We start from the raw sequence: 18,491 nt of genomic DNA on the forward strand, positions 1-18,491 counted from the left end.
CCATCAAGCCTCAACCTGTCACCCCTTGGAGAAGCCTGATGATCAGCACAACGTTATTATCCCGGACAGTAGTGCGCCTTCGCGGGAACGACGTTCGATTGCTAACGACGGTTTCCTAGCCGACGATCCGCAACGAGTAGTCCGTCGCCTTCACATCCTTGGTCAGGCTGCCGACCGAGATCCGGTCCACGCCAGTCTCGGCGATCGCGCGCACGGTCTGCATATTGATGCCGCCGGAGGCTTCCAGCAGCGCGCGGCCGTCGTTGATGCGCACCGCTTCGCGCATCATGTCGAGGTCGAAGTTGTCCAGCAGGATGGACATGGCGCCGGCCGCCAGCGCTTCCTCGAGCTCGGCAATCGACTCCACCTCGACCTGGATCGTCACGCCCGCGTTCAGCGCGTTCGCCGCCTGCAGCGCCTGGGTGATGCCGCCGGCCGCCGCGATGTGGTTTTCCTTGATCAGGATGCCGTCGTACAGCGCCATGCGCTGGTTCGCGCCGCCGCCCACGCGCACCGCGTATTTTTGCGCCTGGCGCAGCCCCGGCAGGGTCTTGCGGGTATCGAGGATCCTGGCGCGGGTGCCGGCGATCGCGTCGACGTACTTGCGCGTGCTCGATGCGACGCCGGACAGCAGCTGCAGGAAGTTCAGCGCCGCGCGCTCGGCCGTCAGCAGCGAACGGGGCGATCCTTCGATGGTGCAGACCACGGAATCCGGCGCCATCACGTCGCCCTCGGCATACTTCCAGTCGATCTCGATGTCCTGGTCGACGGCCAGCATGATGCCTTCGAACCAGGGCGCGCCGCACAGCACCGCTTCTTCGCGGACGATCACGCGGGCGTGGGCAACCGGCGCTTCCGGGACCAGCTTGCCGGTCAGGTCGCCGGTGCCGACGTCTTCCAGCAGCGCCGCCAGCAGGTTCTGTTCGAATGCGGCCTGCAGCTTCTCATCGAGCTTGCCTTCTTCCGCGAACGGGTTCTTCAAATTACTCATGCCGGTCCAATTCCCGAGAACAGTTTGCTTTCCTGCTCCAGCGAACCGGTAGGCAGGGCCTTGGCCTTCTTGGCGGCCGCGAAATCGAGCATGCGGTCGATCGCCTTTTTCGCCTGGCGGCCGGTTTCGGGATCGATGTGGATCTCGTTGCGGCCGTCAGTCGCTTCCAGCACGGCGGCCAGGTTCACCAGGCCGTTCATCGCCATCCACGGGCAGTGGGCGCAGCTCTTGCAGGTCGCGCTGTTGCCGGCGGTCGGCGCATCGATGAAATGCTTGCCCGGCGCGGCGGCGCGCATCTTGTGCAGGATGCCGTTGTCGGTGGCAACGATGAAGGTGGTCGCATCCATGGTGCGGGCCGCGTCGATCAGCTGGGTGGTCGAGCCGACCACGTCCGCCTGCTCGACCACATTCGCCGGCGATTCGGGGTGGACCAGCACTTTCGCATCCGGATGCTGGGCGCGCAGCAGGTCCAGTTCGATGCCCTTGAACTCGTCGTGCACCAGGCAGGAACCCTGCCACAGCAGCATGTCGGCGCCGGTCTTCTTCTGGATGTAGGAACCCAGGTGGCGGTCCGGCGCCCAGAGGATCTTCTTGCCCTGCTTGTGCAGGTAGTCGACGATGTCCAGGCCGATCGACGAGGTCACCATCCAGTCGGCGCGCGCCTTCACGGCGGCGCTGGTGTTGGCGTACACGACCACGGTGCGGTCGGGATGCTGGTCGCAGAAGGCCGCGAACTCTTCGGCCGGGCAGCCCAGGTCCAGCGAGCAGGTCGCGTCCAGGTCCGGCATCAGGATGGTCTTTTCGGGGCTCAGGATCTTCGCGGTCTCGCCCATGAAGCGCACCCCGGCAACCACCAGGGTCCTGGCCGGGTGGTCGCGGCCGAAGCGCGCCATTTCCAGGGAGTCGGAGACGCAGCCGCCGGTTTCCTCGGCCAGGTCCTGCAGGTCGGCGTCCACGTAGTAGTGGGCCACCAGCACCGCCTCTTTTTCCTTCAGCAGGCGCCGGATGCGGTCTTTCAGGGCTGCCCTTTCGGCGGCCTCGACGGGCGACGGCACGCGCGCCCAGGCTTCCGAGGTCGAGCACACGCCGCCTACGGGTCGGTCATATTCAAAGGTCTTGATTGGGGCAATCGTATTCATTAGCGATATCACCATATTTCGTGGGCACGGGGTGCCCACCCTACAACCACCGATCGTAGGGTGGGCACCCCGTGCCCACCATTTACGGTCGCGTCACGAGAATTATTCGAGGCCTTGACTCTTCAGGTAATCCTCATAATTGCCCTGGAAGTCGACCACGCGGTCTTCCTTCACCTCGAGGATGCGGGTCGCCAGCGAGGACACGAATTCGCGGTCGTGCGACACGAAGACCAGGGTGCCGGCGTATTTATCCAGTGCGACGTTCAGCGACTCGATCGATTCCATGTCCATGTGGTTGGTCGGCTCGTCGAGCATCAGGACGTTGTGACGGCCCAGCATCAGCTTGCCGTACATCATGCGGCCCTTTTCGCCACCGGACAACACGCGCACCGACTTCTTGACCTCGTCGCCGCCGAACAGCAGGCGGCCCAGGATCGAGCGCACGGCCTGGTCGTCGTCGCCTTCCTTGGTCCACTGGCCCATCCAGTCGGTCAGGTTCAGGTCGGTGGCGAATTCCTCGGTCGGATCCTGCGGCATATAGCCCGGATTCGCGTTCTCGGCCCACTTGATGCGGCCGGTATCGGCGTCCAGGCCGGTGATCTCGTGGCCGCCGATGCAGCGCAGCAGCGTGGTTTTACCCGCACCGTTGGCGCCGATGATGGCGACGCGCTCGCCGGCTTCGATCATGATCGAGAAGTTCTTGAACAGCGTGCGGTCATACGACTTCGACAGGCCTTCGGTCTCGACCGCCAGGCGGTGCAGCTTCTTTTCGCCTTCGAAACGCACGAACGGATAGGCGCGCGAGGACGGCTTGAATTCCTCGATCTTGATCTTCTCGATCTGCTTGGCGCGCGAGGTCGCCTGGCGGGCCTTCGACTTGTTGGCCGAGAAGCGGCGCACGAATTCCTGCAGTTCGGCCACTTTTTCCTTGGCCTTGGCATTGTTCGCCAGCTGCTGGTTGCGGGCCTGGGTCGACGCTTCCATGTAGTCGTCGTAGTTGCCCGGATAGACCTTCAGCGTGCCGTAGTCCATGTCGGCGACGTGGGTGCAGACCGAGTTCAGGAAGTGGCGATCGTGCGAGATGATGATCATCGTCGAGTTGCGCTGGTTCAGCATGTCGGCCAGCCAGCTGATCGTATGGATGTCCAGGTTGTTGGTCGGTTCGTCCAACAGCAGGATGTCCGGATCCGAGAACAGGGCCTGGGCCAGCAGCACGCGCAGCTTCCAGCCCGGCGCCACGGCGCTCATCAGGCCCTGGTGCAGGTCGGTGGCGATGCCCAGGCCGAGCAGCAGTTCGCCGGCGCGCGCTTCGGCCGAGTAGCCGTCGTACTCGGCGACCTTGCCCTCGAGCTCGGCCGCCTTCATGTAGTCTTCGTCGGTCGCTTCCGGATTCGCGTAGATGGCGTCGCGTTCGGTGATCGCGTTCCACAGCTCGGTGTGGCCCATCATGACGACGTCGAGCACGCGCACGTCTTCGTAGGCGAACTGGTCCTGGCGCAGCTTGCCGAGGCGCTCGCCCGGGTCGAGCGAGACGTTGCCGCCCGACGGCTCGAGGTCGCCGCCGAGGATTTTCATGAAGGTCGACTTGCCGCAACCGTTCGCGCCGATCAGGCCGTAGCGGTTGCCGTCGCCGAATTTGACGGAGATGTTCTCGAACAGCGGCTTGGCGCCGAACTGCATCGTAATGTTGGCTGTACTGAGCACTGGAACTTACCTTCCTGCGGAGTTTTCAATTAACCGTGCATTTTACCACCGCGCAGTGCGGCCGGCATCACCGCCGCGCCATTTGCACGCAAGCCGGTTCTCCAGGGGAAGTACCTTATTTGTCGCGCCCGATTTCGCCGGGCGAGGCGTCCTGCACGCCGCTCAGCTTGTTGATACGGCGCAGCCACTCGGCCGCCAGCCCATCCGGCAGCCCTGCGCCGGACTCATGGCGGATCTGCTGGCCGTCGATCAGCCACATATCCCAGGACACATCGGTCGCGTCGCGCGTGCGGATGGCATGCGGCTTGGCCCAGATGCGGTTCGCCAGTTCGACCAGTTGCGGCAGTTCCGATTTCGGCAAGGCCACGGCCTGGCGCGCCTTAGGAACGCCGCGCTTCGGCGGAGGCGCACCCGGCACGCCCGGACTCGGCACGAAGGTGTTTACCAGCATGCCGCGGTCGAGGTCGACGACGTGGTAGTGGCTGCCGTAGCTGAAGAAGCCCCAGGATCCCAGTACGACGCCGTGGCGCGGCAGTTCGACGCCGGGTTTCGGCATGGGGCAATCGGTGCAGATGCGCTCCTTTACGGGTGCGTATTGGGGCAGCTGGATGGGCAGCTGAGCCGGCAGCTGCGCAGGCCGATGGGTCGGCCGGGCCGCGTGGACGGACGTCCAGCCGAGGCACAGCAGGGCGAAGGCGGCGAAGCGGATTGGCATGGGCGGGTCCTTTCACCGCCCAGTCTACGGGAACGCCTGAGCCGAAAACTCACGCTTTATCACCAAAAGTAGTGGATCAGCCTTGCCGGATGGTCGGATAGTCGGACATCGTCAGGCGCCAGCCGGATTCGTCCGACACCAGTCTTCCCTGGGCGCCGAAGGGGATCGTCACGCGGCGCGGGATGTGGCCAAATTCCAGGCCGGTCAGCACCGGGCACGGCAGGGTCGCGCGCAGGTAGGCGAGCATGTTCTCGAAATCGTAGCCGTTGTCGGCCGGCGCCAGCCGGTAGCCGGAAAAATCGCCCAGCACGACCGCCTGCTGGCGCGCCAGCACGCCGGCCTGCATCAGTTGCAACAGCATGCGCTCGACGCGGTAGGGATGTTCGGCGATGTCTTCGAGGAACAGGATGCCGCCGTCGATCCGCGGAAAATACGGGGTGCCCACCAGCGACATGAGCATCGCCAGGTTGCCGCCCCAGACCGTGCCGGCGACGTCGAGCAGAGGGTTGCCGTTGCCCTGCCCTGCCACCGTATGGGTCGGCCCGGCCAGGCAATGCCAGAAATCGTCCAGCGTGAACGCGACCGGCTCGGCGGCGCAGAAATCGCCGGCGAACATCGGGCCGGCGTAGCTGATCGCGCCGCGCCGCGCGTATAGGCCCATGTGGAAGGCGGTGATGTCCGAGTAGCCGACGAAGATCTTGCCGCTGTCGGCCATGCGGTCGAAATCGATGTGCGGCAGCAGCCGGCTCATGCCGTACTGGCCGCGCAGCGCGACCACGACCTGCACGTCCGGATCGGCCGCGGCGGCGTTCAGCTGGGCCAGGCGGGCTTCGTCGGTGCCGCCGAAGCGCAGGTGGCGCTGTGCGTGGTCATAGTAGTTGTGGACCAGGATGCCCTGGGCTTCGAGGCGGGCGATGCCGCGCGTTACCGCTTCCGGATCGGGCGCGTAGCCGCCCGGTGCGACCAGCGCGATGCCGAGTCGCTGTACGAGTTGTGGAGTGATCACTGTTTGACGAAGAGCCGTGGTGTCGAGTCGGGCGCCATCTTACCGTGGGCATGGGCGTCGATCAAGGCGAGCAGCCTCTCCAGCAACTGGGTCGGCAGGTCATGGCCCATTCCTTCGATGATCTCCAGGCGCGCATTCGGTATCGCCTCGGCGGTATCCAGGCCGCAGGCAGGCGGCACCATCGGGTCGGCCGCGCCGTGGATCACCAGGGTCGGAGCGACGATGGTGCGCAGCAGCGGCGTGCGGTCGCCGCTGGCGGCGACCGCCAGGATCTGGCGCACCACCCCGCCCGGGCAGCAGTTGCGGCGCAGCGCGCGCGCCACCCGGCGGCGCAACTGCTTTTCCGGGGTCGGATAGGTGGGGCTGCCGATCGCCTGCAGCAGGCGCACGCCGTGCTCGACCATCGCGTCGGCATCGAGGCCCGGGCGGCGCATCATCGCGCGCTTGACGGCGGGCGTCGGTCCGGGCAGGCCGCGCCGTCCACTGCTGGACATGATGGAGGTCAGGCTCGACACCCGCGTGGGGTGCCTGGCGGCCATCAGTTGGCCGATCATGCCGCCCATCGAGACGCCGACCACGTGGGCGCGCGCCACGCCCAGCGCGGACAGCACGCCGACCGCGTCGTCGGCCATGTCTTCGAGGGTGTACGGCGGGCGCAGCGGCCAGCGCACCAGCGACTTCAGCCAGGCGAGGCCCAGGCTCGGCGTGCCGGCATGCTCGAATTTGGTGGAGAGGCCGACGTCGCGATTATCGTAACGGATCACGTAAAAGCCGAGCTCGACCAGTCCTTCGACGAACTCGTCCGGCCAGGCCGTCAATTGCAGGCCGAGGCCGGAGATCAGCAGCAGGGGCACGGCTTTCGGATCGCCGGCAGTGTCGAAGGCGATGCGGATGCCGTTGGCGTTCAGGCTAGGCATGGCGGCAACACCATCGGTAACGGCGGCGCGCCGAATGGGAGCGGAAGGGATGGCGAGTGATGGGCGATTGGTCCACGCGGGTCTCCGCGCCGCTATGCGCGCGGCGTGAAACCAGCATACCATTTCCGGCAAATCGGGGGCGTTACGGGAGGGCTTTGCGTGCGGCCCGGCGCTCGGCGAAGAAGCCCTTCAGCATGGCGCCGGCCTCGTCCGCCAATACCCCGCCGACGACCTCGGTGTGATGGTTCAATTCCTCGCGCGCAAAAAGGTCGAGGACGGAGCCGCAGACACCGGTCTTGGGGTCGGTGGCGGCATACACGACGCGCGCCAGGCGCGCATGCATCATCGCCCCCGAGCACATCGCGCAGGGTTCCAGCGTGACGTACAGTTCGCAGCCCGGCAGGCGGTAATTGCCGAGCTTTTCGGCGGCCGCGCGCAGGGCCACGATTTCGGCATGCGCGGTCGGGTCGTGGCGTCCGATCGGCTGGTTGAAGCCGGCGGCGACCACCTCGCCATCCTTGACCACCACGGCGCCGACCGGCACCTCGCCGGCCGCCCAGGCCTTGCGCGCCTCGAGCAGGGCCAGCGCCATGTAGGCGCCGTCGCCGTCGCGCGCGGCGGAGCCGGCCTCGGGCGGCGCCGCGGCCGGGATGGCGGAATCAGGCGCCGGCGCGGTCATCGGTGATTTCGGCCCAGCAGTTCGGGGTTTCGTGCAGCACCAGTTTCTGCAGGCGCAGGCCGGTGCCGAAACGGTCGGTATAGGCCGCCTTCAGGATGCCCCAGGCCACCTGCGCCAGGTTCTCGACGGTCGGGATGCGGTCGATGATCACGGTCTTGTGACCCGGCAGGCTGGCCAGGAAGTCGCGCACCTTCTCGTCCTTTTCGTAGACCAGGAAGGCGTGGTCCCAGACGTCGACCAGGTGTTCCTTGGCGAGCGCCTTGATGTCCGAGAAGTCCATGATCATGCCGTTGTCGGAACTGCCTTCCGAATCGATGACGGCGCCCGTCAGCGTGATCTCGAGGGTGTAGCGGTGGCCGTGCAGGTTGCGGCACTGGCTCTTGTGGTCGGGAATGCGATGGCCGGCATCGAATTCCAGCTTGCGGGTAATGGTCAGCATAAATAGGCCAATGAGGCTCAGGGGATTTGCAGGAGTTTGTGGGTCTGGATGCTCAGCTTCCACTTGGGGTTGCGGCGGCAGGTTTCGATCGCCAGGCGGGTGTTCTGGGCCGCCAGCGGACCGTCCATCGGCTGGACGTAGAAGTTGTCGAAGTCGAGCGCTTCGTAGGCGGCCAGGTCCTGGCCGGGCTGCGGGATCACCACCTTGATCTCGTTGCCCTTGCCGACCACCAGCTTCGAGCCCATCTTCGGGCTGACGCAGATCCAGTCGACGCCTTCCGGGACCGGCAGGGTGCCGTTGGTCTCGATGGCGATGGTGAAGCCGCGCGCGTGCATGGCGTCGATCAGGGGCTTGTCCAGTTGCAGCAGCGGTTCGCCGCCGGTGAAGACGACATACTTGCTGGCCGCGTGGGTGGCCGGCCACAGGCCGTCGATCTCGGCGGCGAGGCTGTCCGGATCCTTGAACTTGCCGCCGCGCTCGCCATCGGTGCCGACGAAATCGGTATCGCAGAACTGGCACACGGCGCTGGCGCGGTCGCTTTCGCGGCCGGTCCACAAGTTGCAGCCGGAAAAGCGGCAGAATACCGCCGGACGGCCGGCGTGTGCGCCTTCGCCCTGCAGGGTATAGAAAATTTCTTTGATGCTGTAAGTCACGGTAAAAGTCCGGTTAAGCCTCTCGTCAACCTTCCATTATACCCCGCACCGTGGCCGGTGCAGAAGACCCGGCGGATTTATACCGCTGGGCCGGAGCGCCGCAGGATTATTGACCTCTGGCAAAAACTGTCCTCTCGGAAAGTCGTACCTTTTCTTAGCGGAAAGTTCCTACCACTTTAGGAGGCTGACCATGAAGACCATGATGCGCCAGGCCCTGTACGCACTGATCGCCGCCCTGCTGCTGGCCGGCCTGTGGCGTGCCGGGGTCGATACCGCGGTGGCGCCGCTGCCGACGCGCCTCGGGGCGGCTGCCCTGCTCCTGCTGGGCATGGGCATCCTGTTCTTGACGCTGTGCCAGCGGCTGCGCAGCGAAGACCGGCTGGCCGGCCTCGAAGCCGCGCTGTGCCGGGAACAATCGGCGCGCAGCCAGGCCGACCAGGCGCTCGCCGAAGCGGACCTGCTGCTGGCCCGGATGACGGCCCGCGCCACCGGCGACTGCACCGGCGATCCGGCCGGCCAACTGGTCATCATCCAGGCCGAGTTGACGCAGATCCAGCAGCGCTGCAGCGCCGACCAGGCGATCCGCGGCCGCTTCGAACTGCTGCGGTCCCGCCTCGACCGCCTCGGCAACAGCCTGCGCCGCGATGCCCGCGCCGCCGAGCCCGGCTAAGCCGGCCGGATAAGATTCGCTGCTTTCGTTCAGGAAATTCCGGGCCAAAAATCTTCTTGCCTTAAATCAATAAGGCGCCGTGTGCCGTCCAGCACAATCCGTTCTTGTCAGCAATCAACTGATTGCCCTACGGACAGACTAAAAGGACGGCACATGACAGGCACGACAATACAGCGGCTCATGGATTCCTCCAGCGCGAACGGCGACCGCGCCTTCGCGCACCAGCTCATGGAAATGCTGGCAATCCCGGTGTTCGTGCTCGACATCAATTGCCGCGTGATGATCTGGAACCGCGCCTGCGAACGCCTGACCGGCGTCGCCGCCAGCGAAGTCATCGGCACGCGCGACCACTGGCGCAGCTTTTTCGAGGAGCCGCAACCCACGCTGGCCGACCTGCTGATCCAGGAACGCGGCGGCGAGATCCCCAGCATCCATCCGCGTCCCGCGCCGGGGCAACCGGGTCACCTGTCGGCCGAAAGCTGGTTCGACATGCCGCGCGTGGGCCGGCGCCGCTACCTGGCGCTGGACGCCAGCCCGATCTACGACGAGCGCGGCCGTCTTACCGCCGTGGTCGAGACCCTGCGCGACATGACCGACGAGAAAACGGCCCAGATCGCCCTCGAGCAGCTGGCCACGCGCGACGGACTGACCGGGCTGGCCAACCGCCGCTGCTTCGACGACACCCTGCAGGCTGAATGGGCGCGCGCCCTGCGCCAGCGCCAGCCGCTGTCGCTGTTGATGGTCGACGTCGACAATTTCAAAGCCTATAACGATGCCAACGGCCACATCGGCGGCGACGAGTGCCTCAAGCGCATCGCCACCGCCGTCGCCAGCGAGATGCGCGCCAACGACCTGGTCGCCCGCTACGGCGGCGAAGAATTTGCCGTGATCCTGCCGAACCAGTCGCTGAAGGGCGCCGCCAGCGTGGCCGAGCGCATCCGCACCCGGGTCGAGCAGCTGCGGGTGCCGAACCGGCTGGCCATCGGCCAGCACGTGACGGTCTCGATCGGCGCCGCCACGGCCCTGGCGGCGCCCGACAACAGCCCCGGCGAACTGGTGGCGACCGCCGACGCCGCCCTCTACCGCGCCAAGCACATGGGCCGTAACCGGATCAGCCTGCCGCTGACGGAACCCGGCTGAGCTTGATACTTCTATATCTTTCGTCGGGAATCCACTATGCTGTCGCGCACAGCATTTTTCCCGAGGAGATCGCGTGTCCCAGTTGTCCAAATTCGCCCCGCTGGCGGCAGTCGGCCTGTCCATCGCCGTGCCCGTCTTCGCCGCTCCCGCAGCGGCGCCGTCGAAGTCCGACGTCCTGCCGTTCAAGGCCACCGAAAAGCAGCTGCCCAATGGCCTGAAGGTGATCGTGGTGCCGACCGGCTTCCCCAACCTGGTGTCGGTCACCATCCCGGTCCAGACCGGCTCGCGCAATGAAGTCGAGCCGGGCAAGTCCGGCTTCGCCCACTTCTTCGAGCACATGATGTTCCGGGGCACCAAGGCTTACCCGCCCGAGAAATACCAGGACATCATCACCAAGGCCGGCGCGCGCCAGAACGCCTACACCAGCGACGACCTGACCAACTACTACACGACCTTCGCCAAGCAGGACCTGGAGACGGTACTGAAGGTCGAGGCCGACCGCTTCCAGCACCTCGACTACGCCGAGGCCGCGTTCAAGACGGAATCGCGCGCCGTGCTGGGCGAGTACAACAAGAACAGCGCCAACCCGATGCAGAAGCTGTTCGAGGTCCAGCGCGACGCCGCCTTCAGCACCCACACTTATAAACACACCACGATGGGCTTCCTGAAGGACATCGAGGACATGCCGAACCAGTACCAGTACTCGAAGGTCTTCTTCGACCGCTGGTACCGCCCGGAGCGCACCACCATCATCATCGCCGGCGACGTCGATCCGAAGAAGGCGGTCGCGCTGGTCGAAAAATACTGGAGCGGCTGGAAGCGCGGCTCGTACCACGCCGCCGTGCCTGCCGAGCCGGCCCCGGCCGGCGCCCAGTACCGCCACGTGGACTGGCAGAGCCCGACCCTGCCGCTGGTCACGGTGGCCTTCCGCGCGCCGGCCTTCTCCGACACGCGGAAGGACCAGGCCGCGCTGTCGATGCTGCTGTCGCTGTCGTTCGGGAAAACGTCGCCCCTGTACAAGCGCCTGGTGCAGGACGAGCAGAAGGTCGACCAGCTGTTCGACTACACGCCGGCGCGCGTCGACCCGTCGCTGGTGACGATCGGCGCCCGCGTCAAGAAGCCGGAGGATGCGCTGTACGTACGCAACGCCATCCTCGAGACGGTCGCGAAGCTGCGCGACACCCCGGTCACGAAGCAGGCGCTGGAAGAGGCCCAGTCCTCGGAAAAATACGGCTTGATCCGCACCCTGGACAACACCGACACGATCGCCCAGACGCTGGCGTCCTACGTCCACTACAACCGCTCCTATGACACGATCAACCGCTACTACCGCCTGATCGGCACCCTGACCCCGGCCGACCTGCAGGCCGCGGCGCGCACCTACCTGGTCGACGAGTCGATGGTGGTGACCACCCTGTCGCACGAGGCGCTGCCGGCGGGGATCGAGACCCTGCCAAAGCTGGCCGACATGGCCCCGAAGGCCGCCGATGCGAAGTTCGACGTGCTGGTGCAGAAGACCGCCCTGCCGCAGGTCCGCTTCAAGCTGCTGTTCGAAGCCGGTTCGGCGCAGGACCCGGCCGGCAAGGAAGGCCTGGCGGCGCTGACCGCGGCGATGGTGGCGCGCGCCGGTTCGACCGAGCGCAAGTACGACGAGGTGAGCAAGGCCCTGTTCCCGATCGCCGGGGCTTTCGGCGAGCAGACCGACAAGGAAATGACCACCTTCACCGGCACCATCCACAAGGACAACTGGAACCAGTTCCTCGACATCGCCCTGCCCCAGCTTCTGAGCCCGGGCTTCCGCGAAGACGACTTCCGGCGCCTGAAGGATGCGCAGAAGAACGCCCTGGTGCTCGACCTGAAGGACAATAACGAAGAGGAGTTCGGCAAGGAGCGCCTGCAGGCCAACATTTTCGCCGGCACGCCCTACGGCCATCCGGTGCTGGGCACCAGCAAGGGCATCGAATCGATCACCCTGGACGACGTGAAGAACTTCTACCGCCAGGCCTATGCGCAGGGCGCCCTGCACGTCGGCATCTCCGGCGACGTCAGCCCCGAGATGACGGCCCAGCTGAAGACCCGCCTGGCCGGCCTGCCGGACGGCGCCGGCCTGCCGCGCATCGCCGCGCCGCGGGGCCACATGCCGCAGGGCCTGGAAGTCGAGATCATCGAGAAGAACACGCGCGCGACCGCGATTTCGTTCGGCCTGCCGATCGACGTGAACCGCGCCCACCCGGACTTCCCGGCCCTGTGGCTGGCCAAGACCTGGCTGGGCGAACACCGCGCCTCGAACTCCTATCTGTACCAGCGCATCCGTGAAACGCGCGGCATGAACTACGGCGACTACGCCTATATCGAAGCCTTCCCGCGCGGGATGTTCGGCTTCTTCCCGAGCCCGAACCTGGGCCGCAAGTCGCAGATCTTCGAAGTCTGGATCCGCCCGGTCGCGCCGCAGAACGCGCACATGGCGCTGCGCATCGCGCTGACCGAGCTCGGCAAGCTGATCGACCAGGGCCTGAGCCAGGAACAGTTCGAATCGACCCGCGACTACCTGATGAAGAACGTGTTCGTGATGACCGCCACCCAGGACGCCCAGCTCGGCTACGCGCTGGATTCGCAGTGGTACCGCACGCCGGAATTCACCCAGATGATGCGCGACGGCCTGTCGAAACTGACGGCGGCGGACGTCAACGCCGCGATCCGCAAGCACCTGTCGGCGAAGAACCTGTCGGTCGTGTTCATCACCAGGGACGCGGCCGGCCTGAAGGACAAGCTGCTGAGCGACGCCTTCTCGCCGATCACCTACGACGCTGCCAAGCCGCAGGCGCTGCTGGACGAGGACAAGGCGATCGGTGCGATGAAGCTGGGGATCCGGCCGGAGGCGGTCAGGGTCACGCCGGCGGCGCAGGCGTTCGCGCAGTAGGAGTTCCCGGCATCGTCGCCTTCGCGCACGATCGTCGTCCCCGCGCAGGCGGGGACCCAAGTAGTCCTTGATAAAAAACGCCGGCAAAAGCCGGCGTTCTCCATGGCGCTGGCGTGTGCGATCAGTGCGCGACCTTGTCCCAGCCGCGGCGCACCGCCGCCTTCATCCGATCCCAGGTCGAAACGCCACCCGTGCTGTAGCGGCTGTCCCAGTCGCTGCGCAGGTCGGATTCGACGTCGTCCCAGTTGCGGCCCTGGTAGCGGGCGTCGCTGCGCATCTGGGTGCCGTAGCGGTAGGCCGGCTCGTAGTCGTCGTAGGTGTCGCCCGAGCTGGCGTAGCTGCTGTTCCAGTGGGAGCGGTAGTAGGAGTCGTCGTCGCTGTCCGGGGTGATCTTGTCCCAGCCGCGGCGTACGGCCGCCTTCATCTTTTCCCAGGTCGAGCTGCCGCTGGAACCGTAGCGGCTGTCCCAGTCGCTGCGCAGGTCGGACTCGACGTCGCTCCAGTCGCGGTCGCGGTATTTCTCGTTGCGGCGCATCTCGGAACCGTAGCGGTAGGCCGGCGCATAGTCGTCGTAGCTGCCGCCCAGGCTGGAATAGTTGGTCTGCCAGTCGTTGCGGTAGTAGCTGTCGTCGTCATGCATGTCCGGGGTGATCTTGTCCCAGCCACGGCGCACGGCCGCCTTCATCTTTTCCCAGGTCGAGCTGCCGCTGGAACCGTAGCGGCTGTCCCAGTCGCTGCGCAGGTCGGACTCGACGTCGCTCCAGTCGCGGTCGCGGTATTTCTCGTTGCGGCGCATCTCGGAACCGTAGCGGTAGGCCGGCGCATAGTCGTCGTAGCTGCCGCCCAGGCTGGAATAGTTGGTCTGCCAGTCGTTGCGGTAGTAGCTGTCGTCGTCATGCATGTCCGGGGTGATCTTGTCCCAGCCACGGCGCACGGCCGCCTTCATCTTTTCCCAGGTCGAGCTGCCGCCCTTGCCGTAGCGCGTATCCCAGTCGCTGCGCAGGTCCGACTCAATGTCGTCCCAGTTGCGGTTCTGGTAGCGTGGGTCGCGGCGCATCTCGGAACCGTAGCGGTAGGCCGGCGCATAGTCGTCGTAGCTGCCGCCCAGGCTGGAATAATTCGTCTTCCAGTCGTTGCGGTAGTAGCTGTCGTCGTCCGTCGCGCCCAGGTTCTCGACCTGCACTTCGGTGTGGCGCACGGTGTCGTGGATGTTTTCCTGGCGCTGGGTGGTTTCCTTGCCGACCCGGACTTCCTCGACCACGCGCGCCGTTTTCTGCACCACGGCTTCCTCGGCTTTTTCGCGCATCTCGATCGTCTGTTCCTTGAAGGCGGACGCGTCGGCGCCGGAAAGCGGCCTGTCGACCGGGCGGCGCTCCACGTTCACGTGTTCTTCGCGCAGGTTGACGGTCTGGTCGACCGGGGTCTCGACCACGCGCGAGAACACGCGCACGCCGCCGCGCTGCACTTCGCGCTTGCCGACCTTCAGGTCTTCCTGCACGACCGGGATGGCGGTGCTGCGCTGTTCGTTGAGCTGTTCGCCCATGTCGCGCTGCATCGAGTCGGAGCGGAGGGTATCGGAGCGCGCGGTGTCGCGCTGCATCGAGCCGGTCTGGATGGTGCCGCCCAGCGAGGCGTCGCTCGAACCCTGCAGCGACGAGGTGCCCTGCAGCGTCCTGCCGGTCGAGTTGTCGAGCGTGTTGCCGGCGATCTCGCTGTCCATCGAGCCGCCCGCCTGCAGCGAATCGCCGGCGCGCATCGAGCCGCCCATCGGCTCCTGGTAGGTCTGGCCCTTCGGCACCGGATCGTTCAGGTCCTGGGTGGCGAAGGAATTGCGCTCGCCCGTCTCGCCGCTCAGCGAACCGGAGCCGTAGGACGGCTCGCGGTACTCCGATTGCGAGGACATCGAGGACTCGCGCTGAATGCCGCTGCCGCCGGCCGCGCCGGCCGCCAGCATGGCCGGATCGAGCGAGCTGGCCGAACCGGTCAGGTCGTGGCGCTCGTCGAGGTCGACCGGACCGAAGCGCTCGATGATGTCGGCGGCGCGTTCGACTTCCGGCTCGGAGTCGGTGACCAGGGTCAGCACGTGGTGGCCGCGGCTGACGACGTCCGAATAACGGGCGACGTGGTCGTCGTTGTCGGAGCCGAACAGGCCGGTGAAGAAGTGCTTGATCTGCGCCCCGATGCTTTCGTGGACTTCGCTGGTGTGGTTGGTGGTGCCTGTCACGCTGTCGGTCTGCCCGGTCGGGTCTGCGCTGGAGACGTTGACGTCGGTGCGGGTGAAGCCCGAGGCCAGCAGTTCGTCCATCGCATTCTGGGCGTCGCTACGGTTGTCGAAAACCGCTACTAAAGTATGTTGCATGATGGTTCCTCCGGTTGAGAGTTCACTCTGATGGACGGCCGCCCGCATCGTCGAAGCGCTCCACGCTGGCCTGCTCGGACTTGAGCATGACGGTTTCCGCGTGACGCTCCTCGCGCCGGGTCCGGGTGATGCGAAGCTCCTCCTTGATGCGCACGCGGCGTTCGACCACGAGCACTTCTTCGAGGATCGGCACCACCAGGGTATCGCCTTCGTAGCGCGTGGCGGGCGCAGCGTCGAGCGGGACGATGCGGTCCACCGGTACGTGGCTGACCTCGACATCGTCGCGCAGCAGGCGTTCGTCGATGTGGCAGGGATGCTCGGCGACAGTCTTGTGGATGCGCACGCCGCGCCCCGTGTCGACGACCTGCTTTTCGACCTGCACTTCCTCGCGGACCACCGGTACTTTCAGCGGCTCCTGCCCGTTCGGTTGCACTTGGTCAATTGGCACAGTCCATCTCCCCGAGATCACGACGCTAGAGCAATCGAGGTTACTCCAAAAGTCGACTGAGCCCGCGCACCATTGACTCTCTACAAACTATGAGGATGGTTCAGGCAAAAGGATTGTCGACCGTCTCCACCTGGGGCGGCGGCAACTGGTCCGGGAGCGGCCTGCTTTCGAGGCTGGCGACGACCTGACCGAGCAAGGCATGCAGGCGGCGCGCCGCCTCCAGGCCGCGCTTGTCGGCGGTGAGGTCGACGTCGCCGGAGATGGTGATGCGGTCGAGACGGTTTTCCAGCATCAGGTGGCCGATCTCGAGCACATCGGCTTCGTTCGCGTAAGGGACGAACGCGGGCGCGTCCTCTTTCTTGGTCATGACGGTTTCCTCCTGTCGCCATTCTTCTGGCGGATAGTCGGCAGGCGCAGCATGCGCTCCTTTTCTTCCTCGCTGAGGGCGGGAAGGAGGTTGATGCCGATGATGCGTTCGAGTTCCGGGATCGGGATCACGGTCGCCTTGGCGTCGGCCGTGTTCTCGACGAACCACGCGGCGCCGGCTTTCTGGCGGGGACTGTACACCAGTTTATACAGGTGGGTCGGCACCAGGACGTTGCCGACCTTGCGCAGGTTGCTGCCGAGGAAAACCGGCCCGGTGATCACGTACAGGTCGCCCTCTTTCTTCGCCATCTTGCGCACCACGCCTTCGATGCCGGCCCACAGGTGGCGGTTGTTCTCGCCGTCCTGGGGCACGATGTTGGCCAGGCTGAAGCTGTCGCGCTGGCTGTCGCGGTCGGGCATGTCGCCGTTCGGCGCCATGTGGCCGCGGTCGAAGCCGCTGCGCGCATAGTCCGCCAGTTCGGCGCGCTGGCCGGCCGGCAGGCGCTGCTCGGCGTGGAAGGAATTTTCGCGCGTGAGCTGCTGCGCCGATTCGACTTCCTGCGCTTCGAGGTGCTCTGCCGACCATAGCGGCGTGCGGGTCACCCCCGAGTGCATCACGCTGAATACGTTGAAGCACAACTCCTTCGTGGCCGGGGCCAGTTTCGGATTCTGGATCTGCGGCGCGCGCCCGTCCAGGTAGTGGTCGGCGCAGGCTTCGCGGGCCGGCCGGGCGCCGGCCTGTTCCGTCGCCGGCGTGGCCGCGCGCGGCAGGTCCGCACGATGCCGTTCGCAGCCGGCGGCTGTCAGCAGGGTGGACAATAAAACAAGGGGAGCTAACAGCTTATGGAGCATGGCGATGGCAATGAATCAAAGGTCTTGCCATTGTAGCCGAGCGCTGTTTGCGCGCCCACAAAGCATGGATCCAACACCGCGCACGTTTGAAATGCGCATTTCCGATCGGAATGTTATAGAATTCCAGCCTTTCCAAAAGCTAAAGTGCATTTGAGCAAATATAGTGGCAATGGATAACATCTCCATTCCCGAGGATCTCCGGCGCTTCGTGCTGACCAGTATCCCATCGGTGCCGTTCCTGGAAGCCCTGCTGCTGATGCGGGCCCATCCGGACCAGCCATGGAGCCGGGACAGCCTCGCACGCCGCCTCTACGTGCGCGACAAGGTCGCGGAAGGGCTGCTGGCCGAGCTGTGCCGTTCCGGCATGGCCGCGCCTTGCGCGGATCCCGACGCCTATTGCTACCGGCCGCGCGAGGACGCCCTGCGCGAGCGGATCGACCGCCTGGCGGACCTGTACGCGACCCACCTGGTCGAAGTCACTCACCTCATCCATTCTTCCCTCGACCGCAAGGCACAGCAGTTCGCCGATGCCTTCAAATGGCGAAAGGATTCCTAAGTGGCGTTTACCATCTATACACTGTGTACCCTGACCTCGCTGGCCTGCGCCTGCCTGCTGCTCGTCAGCTATCGGCGCACGCGCCACCGCCTGCTGTTCTGGAGCGGCTGGTCCTTCGTCGCAATGACGGTGAACAACCTGTTCCTGGTGCTCGACAAGGTCGTCTTCCCCGACGCCGACCTGCTGCCGGTCCGCCTGGTGGCGGCGCTGGTGTCGATGCTGCTGCTGCTGTACGGCCTGATCTACGAAAAGGAATGACCGTGACCGATATGCTCACCGGCGCCATCGCCATGGCCTCGACCGTGATCGCGCTGTTCTTCCTGCGTTTCTGGCGCAACACGCGCGACCGCTTCTTCATGTACTTCGCGCTTTCCTTCGGCATCGAGGGCGCGCACCGCGTGTACTCGGCCCTCACTTACCAGGATGCCGAGGATTCGGCCCTGCATTACCTGATCCGGCTGCTGGCCTATGGCCTGATCATCTGGGCGATCCTGGAAAAGAACCTGCCGGCGCGGAACAAATCCGGGAACTGAGCCCCGGTAGCGTGCGCCCGCGCCCTCCCCCGTGCGCCATAATCGGCCGGACGACAAACCGATCCGCTATGCGCACAGGAGGAAACGATGGCGAACCAGCAGACCCCGCAGAACCCGCAGGACCAGTCCCGGCAACAGCAGGACCGGCAGAACCAGCAGCGCGCCACACCGGACCAGAACGGCGGGATCAGCCGTTCCGAAGACCTGCTGCCGGCCGGCGCCGCCGACAATCACCCGGAGAACAGCGCCGACGGCCGCTTCGAAGTGGCCGAGGAAGTCAGCCTCGACCAGCAATCCGACGCCACCCGCCGGGTCGGCAAGGCGCCGCAAGGCATCGCCGCCGATGCCCTCGCCGGTTCCCTCAAGCCGGACGCCAACAAGGACGACAGCGGCACCTGACGCCG

20 protein-coding genes are annotated in these 18,491 nt (G+C 65.7%); 7 read left to right on the forward strand and 13 right to left on the reverse strand.

What is annotated here, in order from left to right:
- Nucleotides 1–115: 115 nt before the first annotated feature.
- From nadC to queE, 9 genes are all read right to left on the reverse strand, one after another.
- Entirely contained in the window at nt 116–991 is an 876-nt protein-coding gene (gene nadC / locus AC3A6M_RS13230; RefSeq protein WP_487853174.1) for a carboxylating nicotinate-nucleotide diphosphorylase, read from the reverse strand.
- A complete protein-coding gene (gene nadA / locus AC3A6M_RS13235) occupies nt 988–2,130 on the reverse strand; it encodes a quinolinate synthase NadA (protein ID WP_487853175.1) in 1,143 nt (380 codons plus the stop codon). Before nadA ends, nadC begins: the two co-directional genes overlap by 4 nt.
- A gap of 102 nt (nt 2,131–2,232) precedes the next feature.
- The gene (locus tag AC3A6M_RS13240) at nt 2,233–3,834 is read right to left on the reverse strand and encodes an ABC-F family ATPase (protein ID WP_487853176.1); all 1,602 of its coding nucleotides are present in this window, start codon (nt 3,832–3,834) and stop codon (nt 2,233–2,235) included.
- A gap of 115 nt (nt 3,835–3,949) precedes the next feature.
- A complete protein-coding gene (locus tag AC3A6M_RS13245) occupies nt 3,950–4,549 on the reverse strand; it encodes a hypothetical protein (RefSeq protein ID WP_487853177.1) in 600 nt (199 codons plus the stop codon).
- 76 nt (nt 4,550–4,625) lie between these two features.
- Nucleotides 4,626–5,555 carry a muramoyltetrapeptide carboxypeptidase gene (ldcA, locus tag AC3A6M_RS13250; RefSeq protein ID WP_487853178.1) on the reverse strand — a complete coding sequence of 310 codons (930 nt, stop codon included), beginning with the start codon at nt 5,553–5,555 and terminating at the stop codon, nt 4,626–4,628.
- Complete coding sequence (locus tag AC3A6M_RS13255; RefSeq protein ID WP_487853179.1) at nt 5,552–6,472, reverse strand: alpha/beta fold hydrolase; 921 nt, start codon at nt 6,470–6,472, stop codon at nt 5,552–5,554. The genes ldcA and AC3A6M_RS13255 overlap by 4 nt, the downstream gene beginning before the upstream one ends.
- A gap of 142 nt (nt 6,473–6,614) precedes the next feature.
- Complete coding sequence (tadA, locus tag AC3A6M_RS13260; protein ID WP_487853180.1) at nt 6,615–7,151, reverse strand: tRNA adenosine(34) deaminase TadA; 537 nt, start codon at nt 7,149–7,151, stop codon at nt 6,615–6,617.
- Complete coding sequence (gene queD, locus AC3A6M_RS13265; protein WP_487853181.1) at nt 7,132–7,590, reverse strand: 6-carboxytetrahydropterin synthase QueD; 459 nt, start codon at nt 7,588–7,590, stop codon at nt 7,132–7,134. The genes tadA and queD overlap by 20 nt, the downstream gene beginning before the upstream one ends.
- 17 nt (nt 7,591–7,607) lie before the next feature.
- Nucleotides 7,608–8,243, reverse strand: coding sequence for a 7-carboxy-7-deazaguanine synthase (queE, locus tag AC3A6M_RS13270; protein WP_487853182.1), 636 nt, complete (start codon nt 8,241–8,243; stop codon nt 7,608–7,610).
- 190 nt (nt 8,244–8,433) lie between these two features.
- Here queE and AC3A6M_RS13275 point away from each other — a divergent pair, with 190 nt between their 5' ends.
- From AC3A6M_RS13275 to AC3A6M_RS13285, 3 genes are all read left to right on the forward strand, one after another.
- Nucleotides 8,434–8,913, forward strand: coding sequence for a hypothetical protein (locus AC3A6M_RS13275; protein WP_487853183.1), 480 nt, complete (start codon nt 8,434–8,436; stop codon nt 8,911–8,913).
- Nucleotides 8,914–9,093: 180 nt separating this feature from the next.
- Nucleotides 9,094–10,053 carry a sensor domain-containing diguanylate cyclase gene (locus AC3A6M_RS13280; RefSeq protein ID WP_487853184.1) on the forward strand — a complete coding sequence of 320 codons (960 nt, stop codon included), beginning with the start codon at nt 9,094–9,096 and terminating at the stop codon, nt 10,051–10,053.
- A 73-nt stretch (nt 10,054–10,126) separates the two neighbouring features.
- On the forward strand, nt 10,127–12,973 hold the full coding sequence (locus tag AC3A6M_RS13285; protein WP_487853185.1) for a M16 family metallopeptidase: 2,847 nt from the start codon (nt 10,127–10,129) through the stop codon (nt 12,971–12,973).
- 121 nt (nt 12,974–13,094) lie between these two features.
- Here the strand turns inward: AC3A6M_RS13285 and AC3A6M_RS13290 are convergent, their stop codons facing one another.
- The 4 genes from AC3A6M_RS13290 to AC3A6M_RS13305 all read right to left on the reverse strand — a co-directional run bounded on the left by AC3A6M_RS13290 (nt 13,095) and on the right by AC3A6M_RS13305 (nt 16,998).
- The gene (locus tag AC3A6M_RS13290) at nt 13,095–15,332 is read right to left on the reverse strand and encodes a DUF2382 domain-containing protein (protein WP_487853186.1); all 2,238 of its coding nucleotides are present in this window, start codon (nt 15,330–15,332) and stop codon (nt 13,095–13,097) included.
- A 22-nt stretch (nt 15,333–15,354) separates the two neighbouring features.
- Entirely contained in the window at nt 15,355–15,780 is a 426-nt protein-coding gene (locus AC3A6M_RS13295) for a YsnF/AvaK domain-containing protein (RefSeq protein ID WP_487853187.1), read from the reverse strand.
- Nucleotides 15,781–15,880: 100 nt separating this feature from the next.
- Nucleotides 15,881–16,147, reverse strand: a complete 267-nt coding sequence (locus tag AC3A6M_RS13300; RefSeq protein ID WP_487853188.1) for a hypothetical protein — start codon at nt 16,145–16,147, stop codon at nt 15,881–15,883.
- On the reverse strand, nt 16,144–16,998 hold the full coding sequence (locus AC3A6M_RS13305) for a DNA/RNA non-specific endonuclease (protein WP_487853189.1): 855 nt from the start codon (nt 16,996–16,998) through the stop codon (nt 16,144–16,146). Before AC3A6M_RS13305 ends, AC3A6M_RS13300 begins: the two co-directional genes overlap by 4 nt.
- 169 nt (nt 16,999–17,167) lie before the next feature.
- Between AC3A6M_RS13305 and AC3A6M_RS13310 the strand changes: the two genes are divergently transcribed.
- From AC3A6M_RS13310 to AC3A6M_RS13325, 4 genes are all read left to right on the forward strand, one after another.
- Entirely contained in the window at nt 17,168–17,554 is a 387-nt protein-coding gene (locus AC3A6M_RS13310) for a hypothetical protein (RefSeq protein ID WP_487853190.1), read from the forward strand.
- The gene (locus tag AC3A6M_RS13315; protein ID WP_487853191.1) at nt 17,555–17,812 is read left to right on the forward strand and encodes a DUF5985 family protein; all 258 of its coding nucleotides are present in this window, start codon (nt 17,555–17,557) and stop codon (nt 17,810–17,812) included.
- On the forward strand, nt 17,809–18,087 hold the full coding sequence (locus AC3A6M_RS13320; protein WP_487853192.1) for a DUF5985 family protein: 279 nt from the start codon (nt 17,809–17,811) through the stop codon (nt 18,085–18,087). Before AC3A6M_RS13315 ends, AC3A6M_RS13320 begins: the two co-directional genes overlap by 4 nt.
- Before the next feature lie 87 nt (nt 18,088–18,174).
- Nucleotides 18,175–18,486 carry a hypothetical protein gene (locus tag AC3A6M_RS13325; protein WP_487853193.1) on the forward strand — a complete coding sequence of 104 codons (312 nt, stop codon included), beginning with the start codon at nt 18,175–18,177 and terminating at the stop codon, nt 18,484–18,486.
- Nucleotides 18,487–18,491 lie beyond the last annotated feature (5 nt).

Source organism: Telluria sp. Soil_C_11 (genome assembly GCF_057657395.1).

Bases quoted from the DNA above. Each gene is read 5' to 3' on its own strand.
- AC3A6M_RS13325 (WP_487853193.1), top strand. From the start codon at position 18,175: ATGGCGAACCAGCAGACCCCGCAGAACCCGCAGGACCAGTCCCGGCAA.
- AC3A6M_RS13300 (WP_487853188.1), bottom strand. From the start codon at position 16,147: ATGACCAAGAAAGAGGACGCGCCCGCGTTCGTCCCTTACGCGAACGAA.
- AC3A6M_RS13275 (WP_487853183.1), top strand. From the start codon at position 8,434: ATGAAGACCATGATGCGCCAGGCCCTGTACGCACTGATCGCCGCCCTG.
- AC3A6M_RS13255 (WP_487853179.1), bottom strand. From the start codon at position 6,472: ATGCCTAGCCTGAACGCCAACGGCATCCGCATCGCCTTCGACACTGCC.
- nadC (WP_487853174.1), bottom strand. From the start codon at position 991: ATGAGTAATTTGAAGAACCCGTTCGCGGAAGAAGGCAAGCTCGATGAG.
- AC3A6M_RS13320 (WP_487853192.1), top strand. From the start codon at position 17,809: ATGACCGTGACCGATATGCTCACCGGCGCCATCGCCATGGCCTCGACC.
- nadA (WP_487853175.1), bottom strand. From the start codon at position 2,130: ATGAATACGATTGCCCCAATCAAGACCTTTGAATATGACCGACCCGTA.
- AC3A6M_RS13245 (WP_487853177.1), bottom strand. From the start codon at position 4,549: ATGCCAATCCGCTTCGCCGCCTTCGCCCTGCTGTGCCTCGGCTGGACG.
- AC3A6M_RS13310 (WP_487853190.1), top strand. From the start codon at position 17,168: ATGGATAACATCTCCATTCCCGAGGATCTCCGGCGCTTCGTGCTGACC.
- tadA (WP_487853180.1), bottom strand. From the start codon at position 7,151: ATGACCGCGCCGGCGCCTGATTCCGCCATCCCGGCCGCGGCGCCGCCC.
- AC3A6M_RS13290 (WP_487853186.1), bottom strand. From the start codon at position 15,332: ATGCAACATACTTTAGTAGCGGTTTTCGACAACCGTAGCGACGCCCAG.
- AC3A6M_RS13305 (WP_487853189.1), bottom strand. From the start codon at position 16,998: ATGCTCCATAAGCTGTTAGCTCCCCTTGTTTTATTGTCCACCCTGCTG.
- queD (WP_487853181.1), bottom strand. From the start codon at position 7,590: ATGCTGACCATTACCCGCAAGCTGGAATTCGATGCCGGCCATCGCATT.
- AC3A6M_RS13280 (WP_487853184.1), top strand. From the start codon at position 9,094: ATGGATTCCTCCAGCGCGAACGGCGACCGCGCCTTCGCGCACCAGCTC.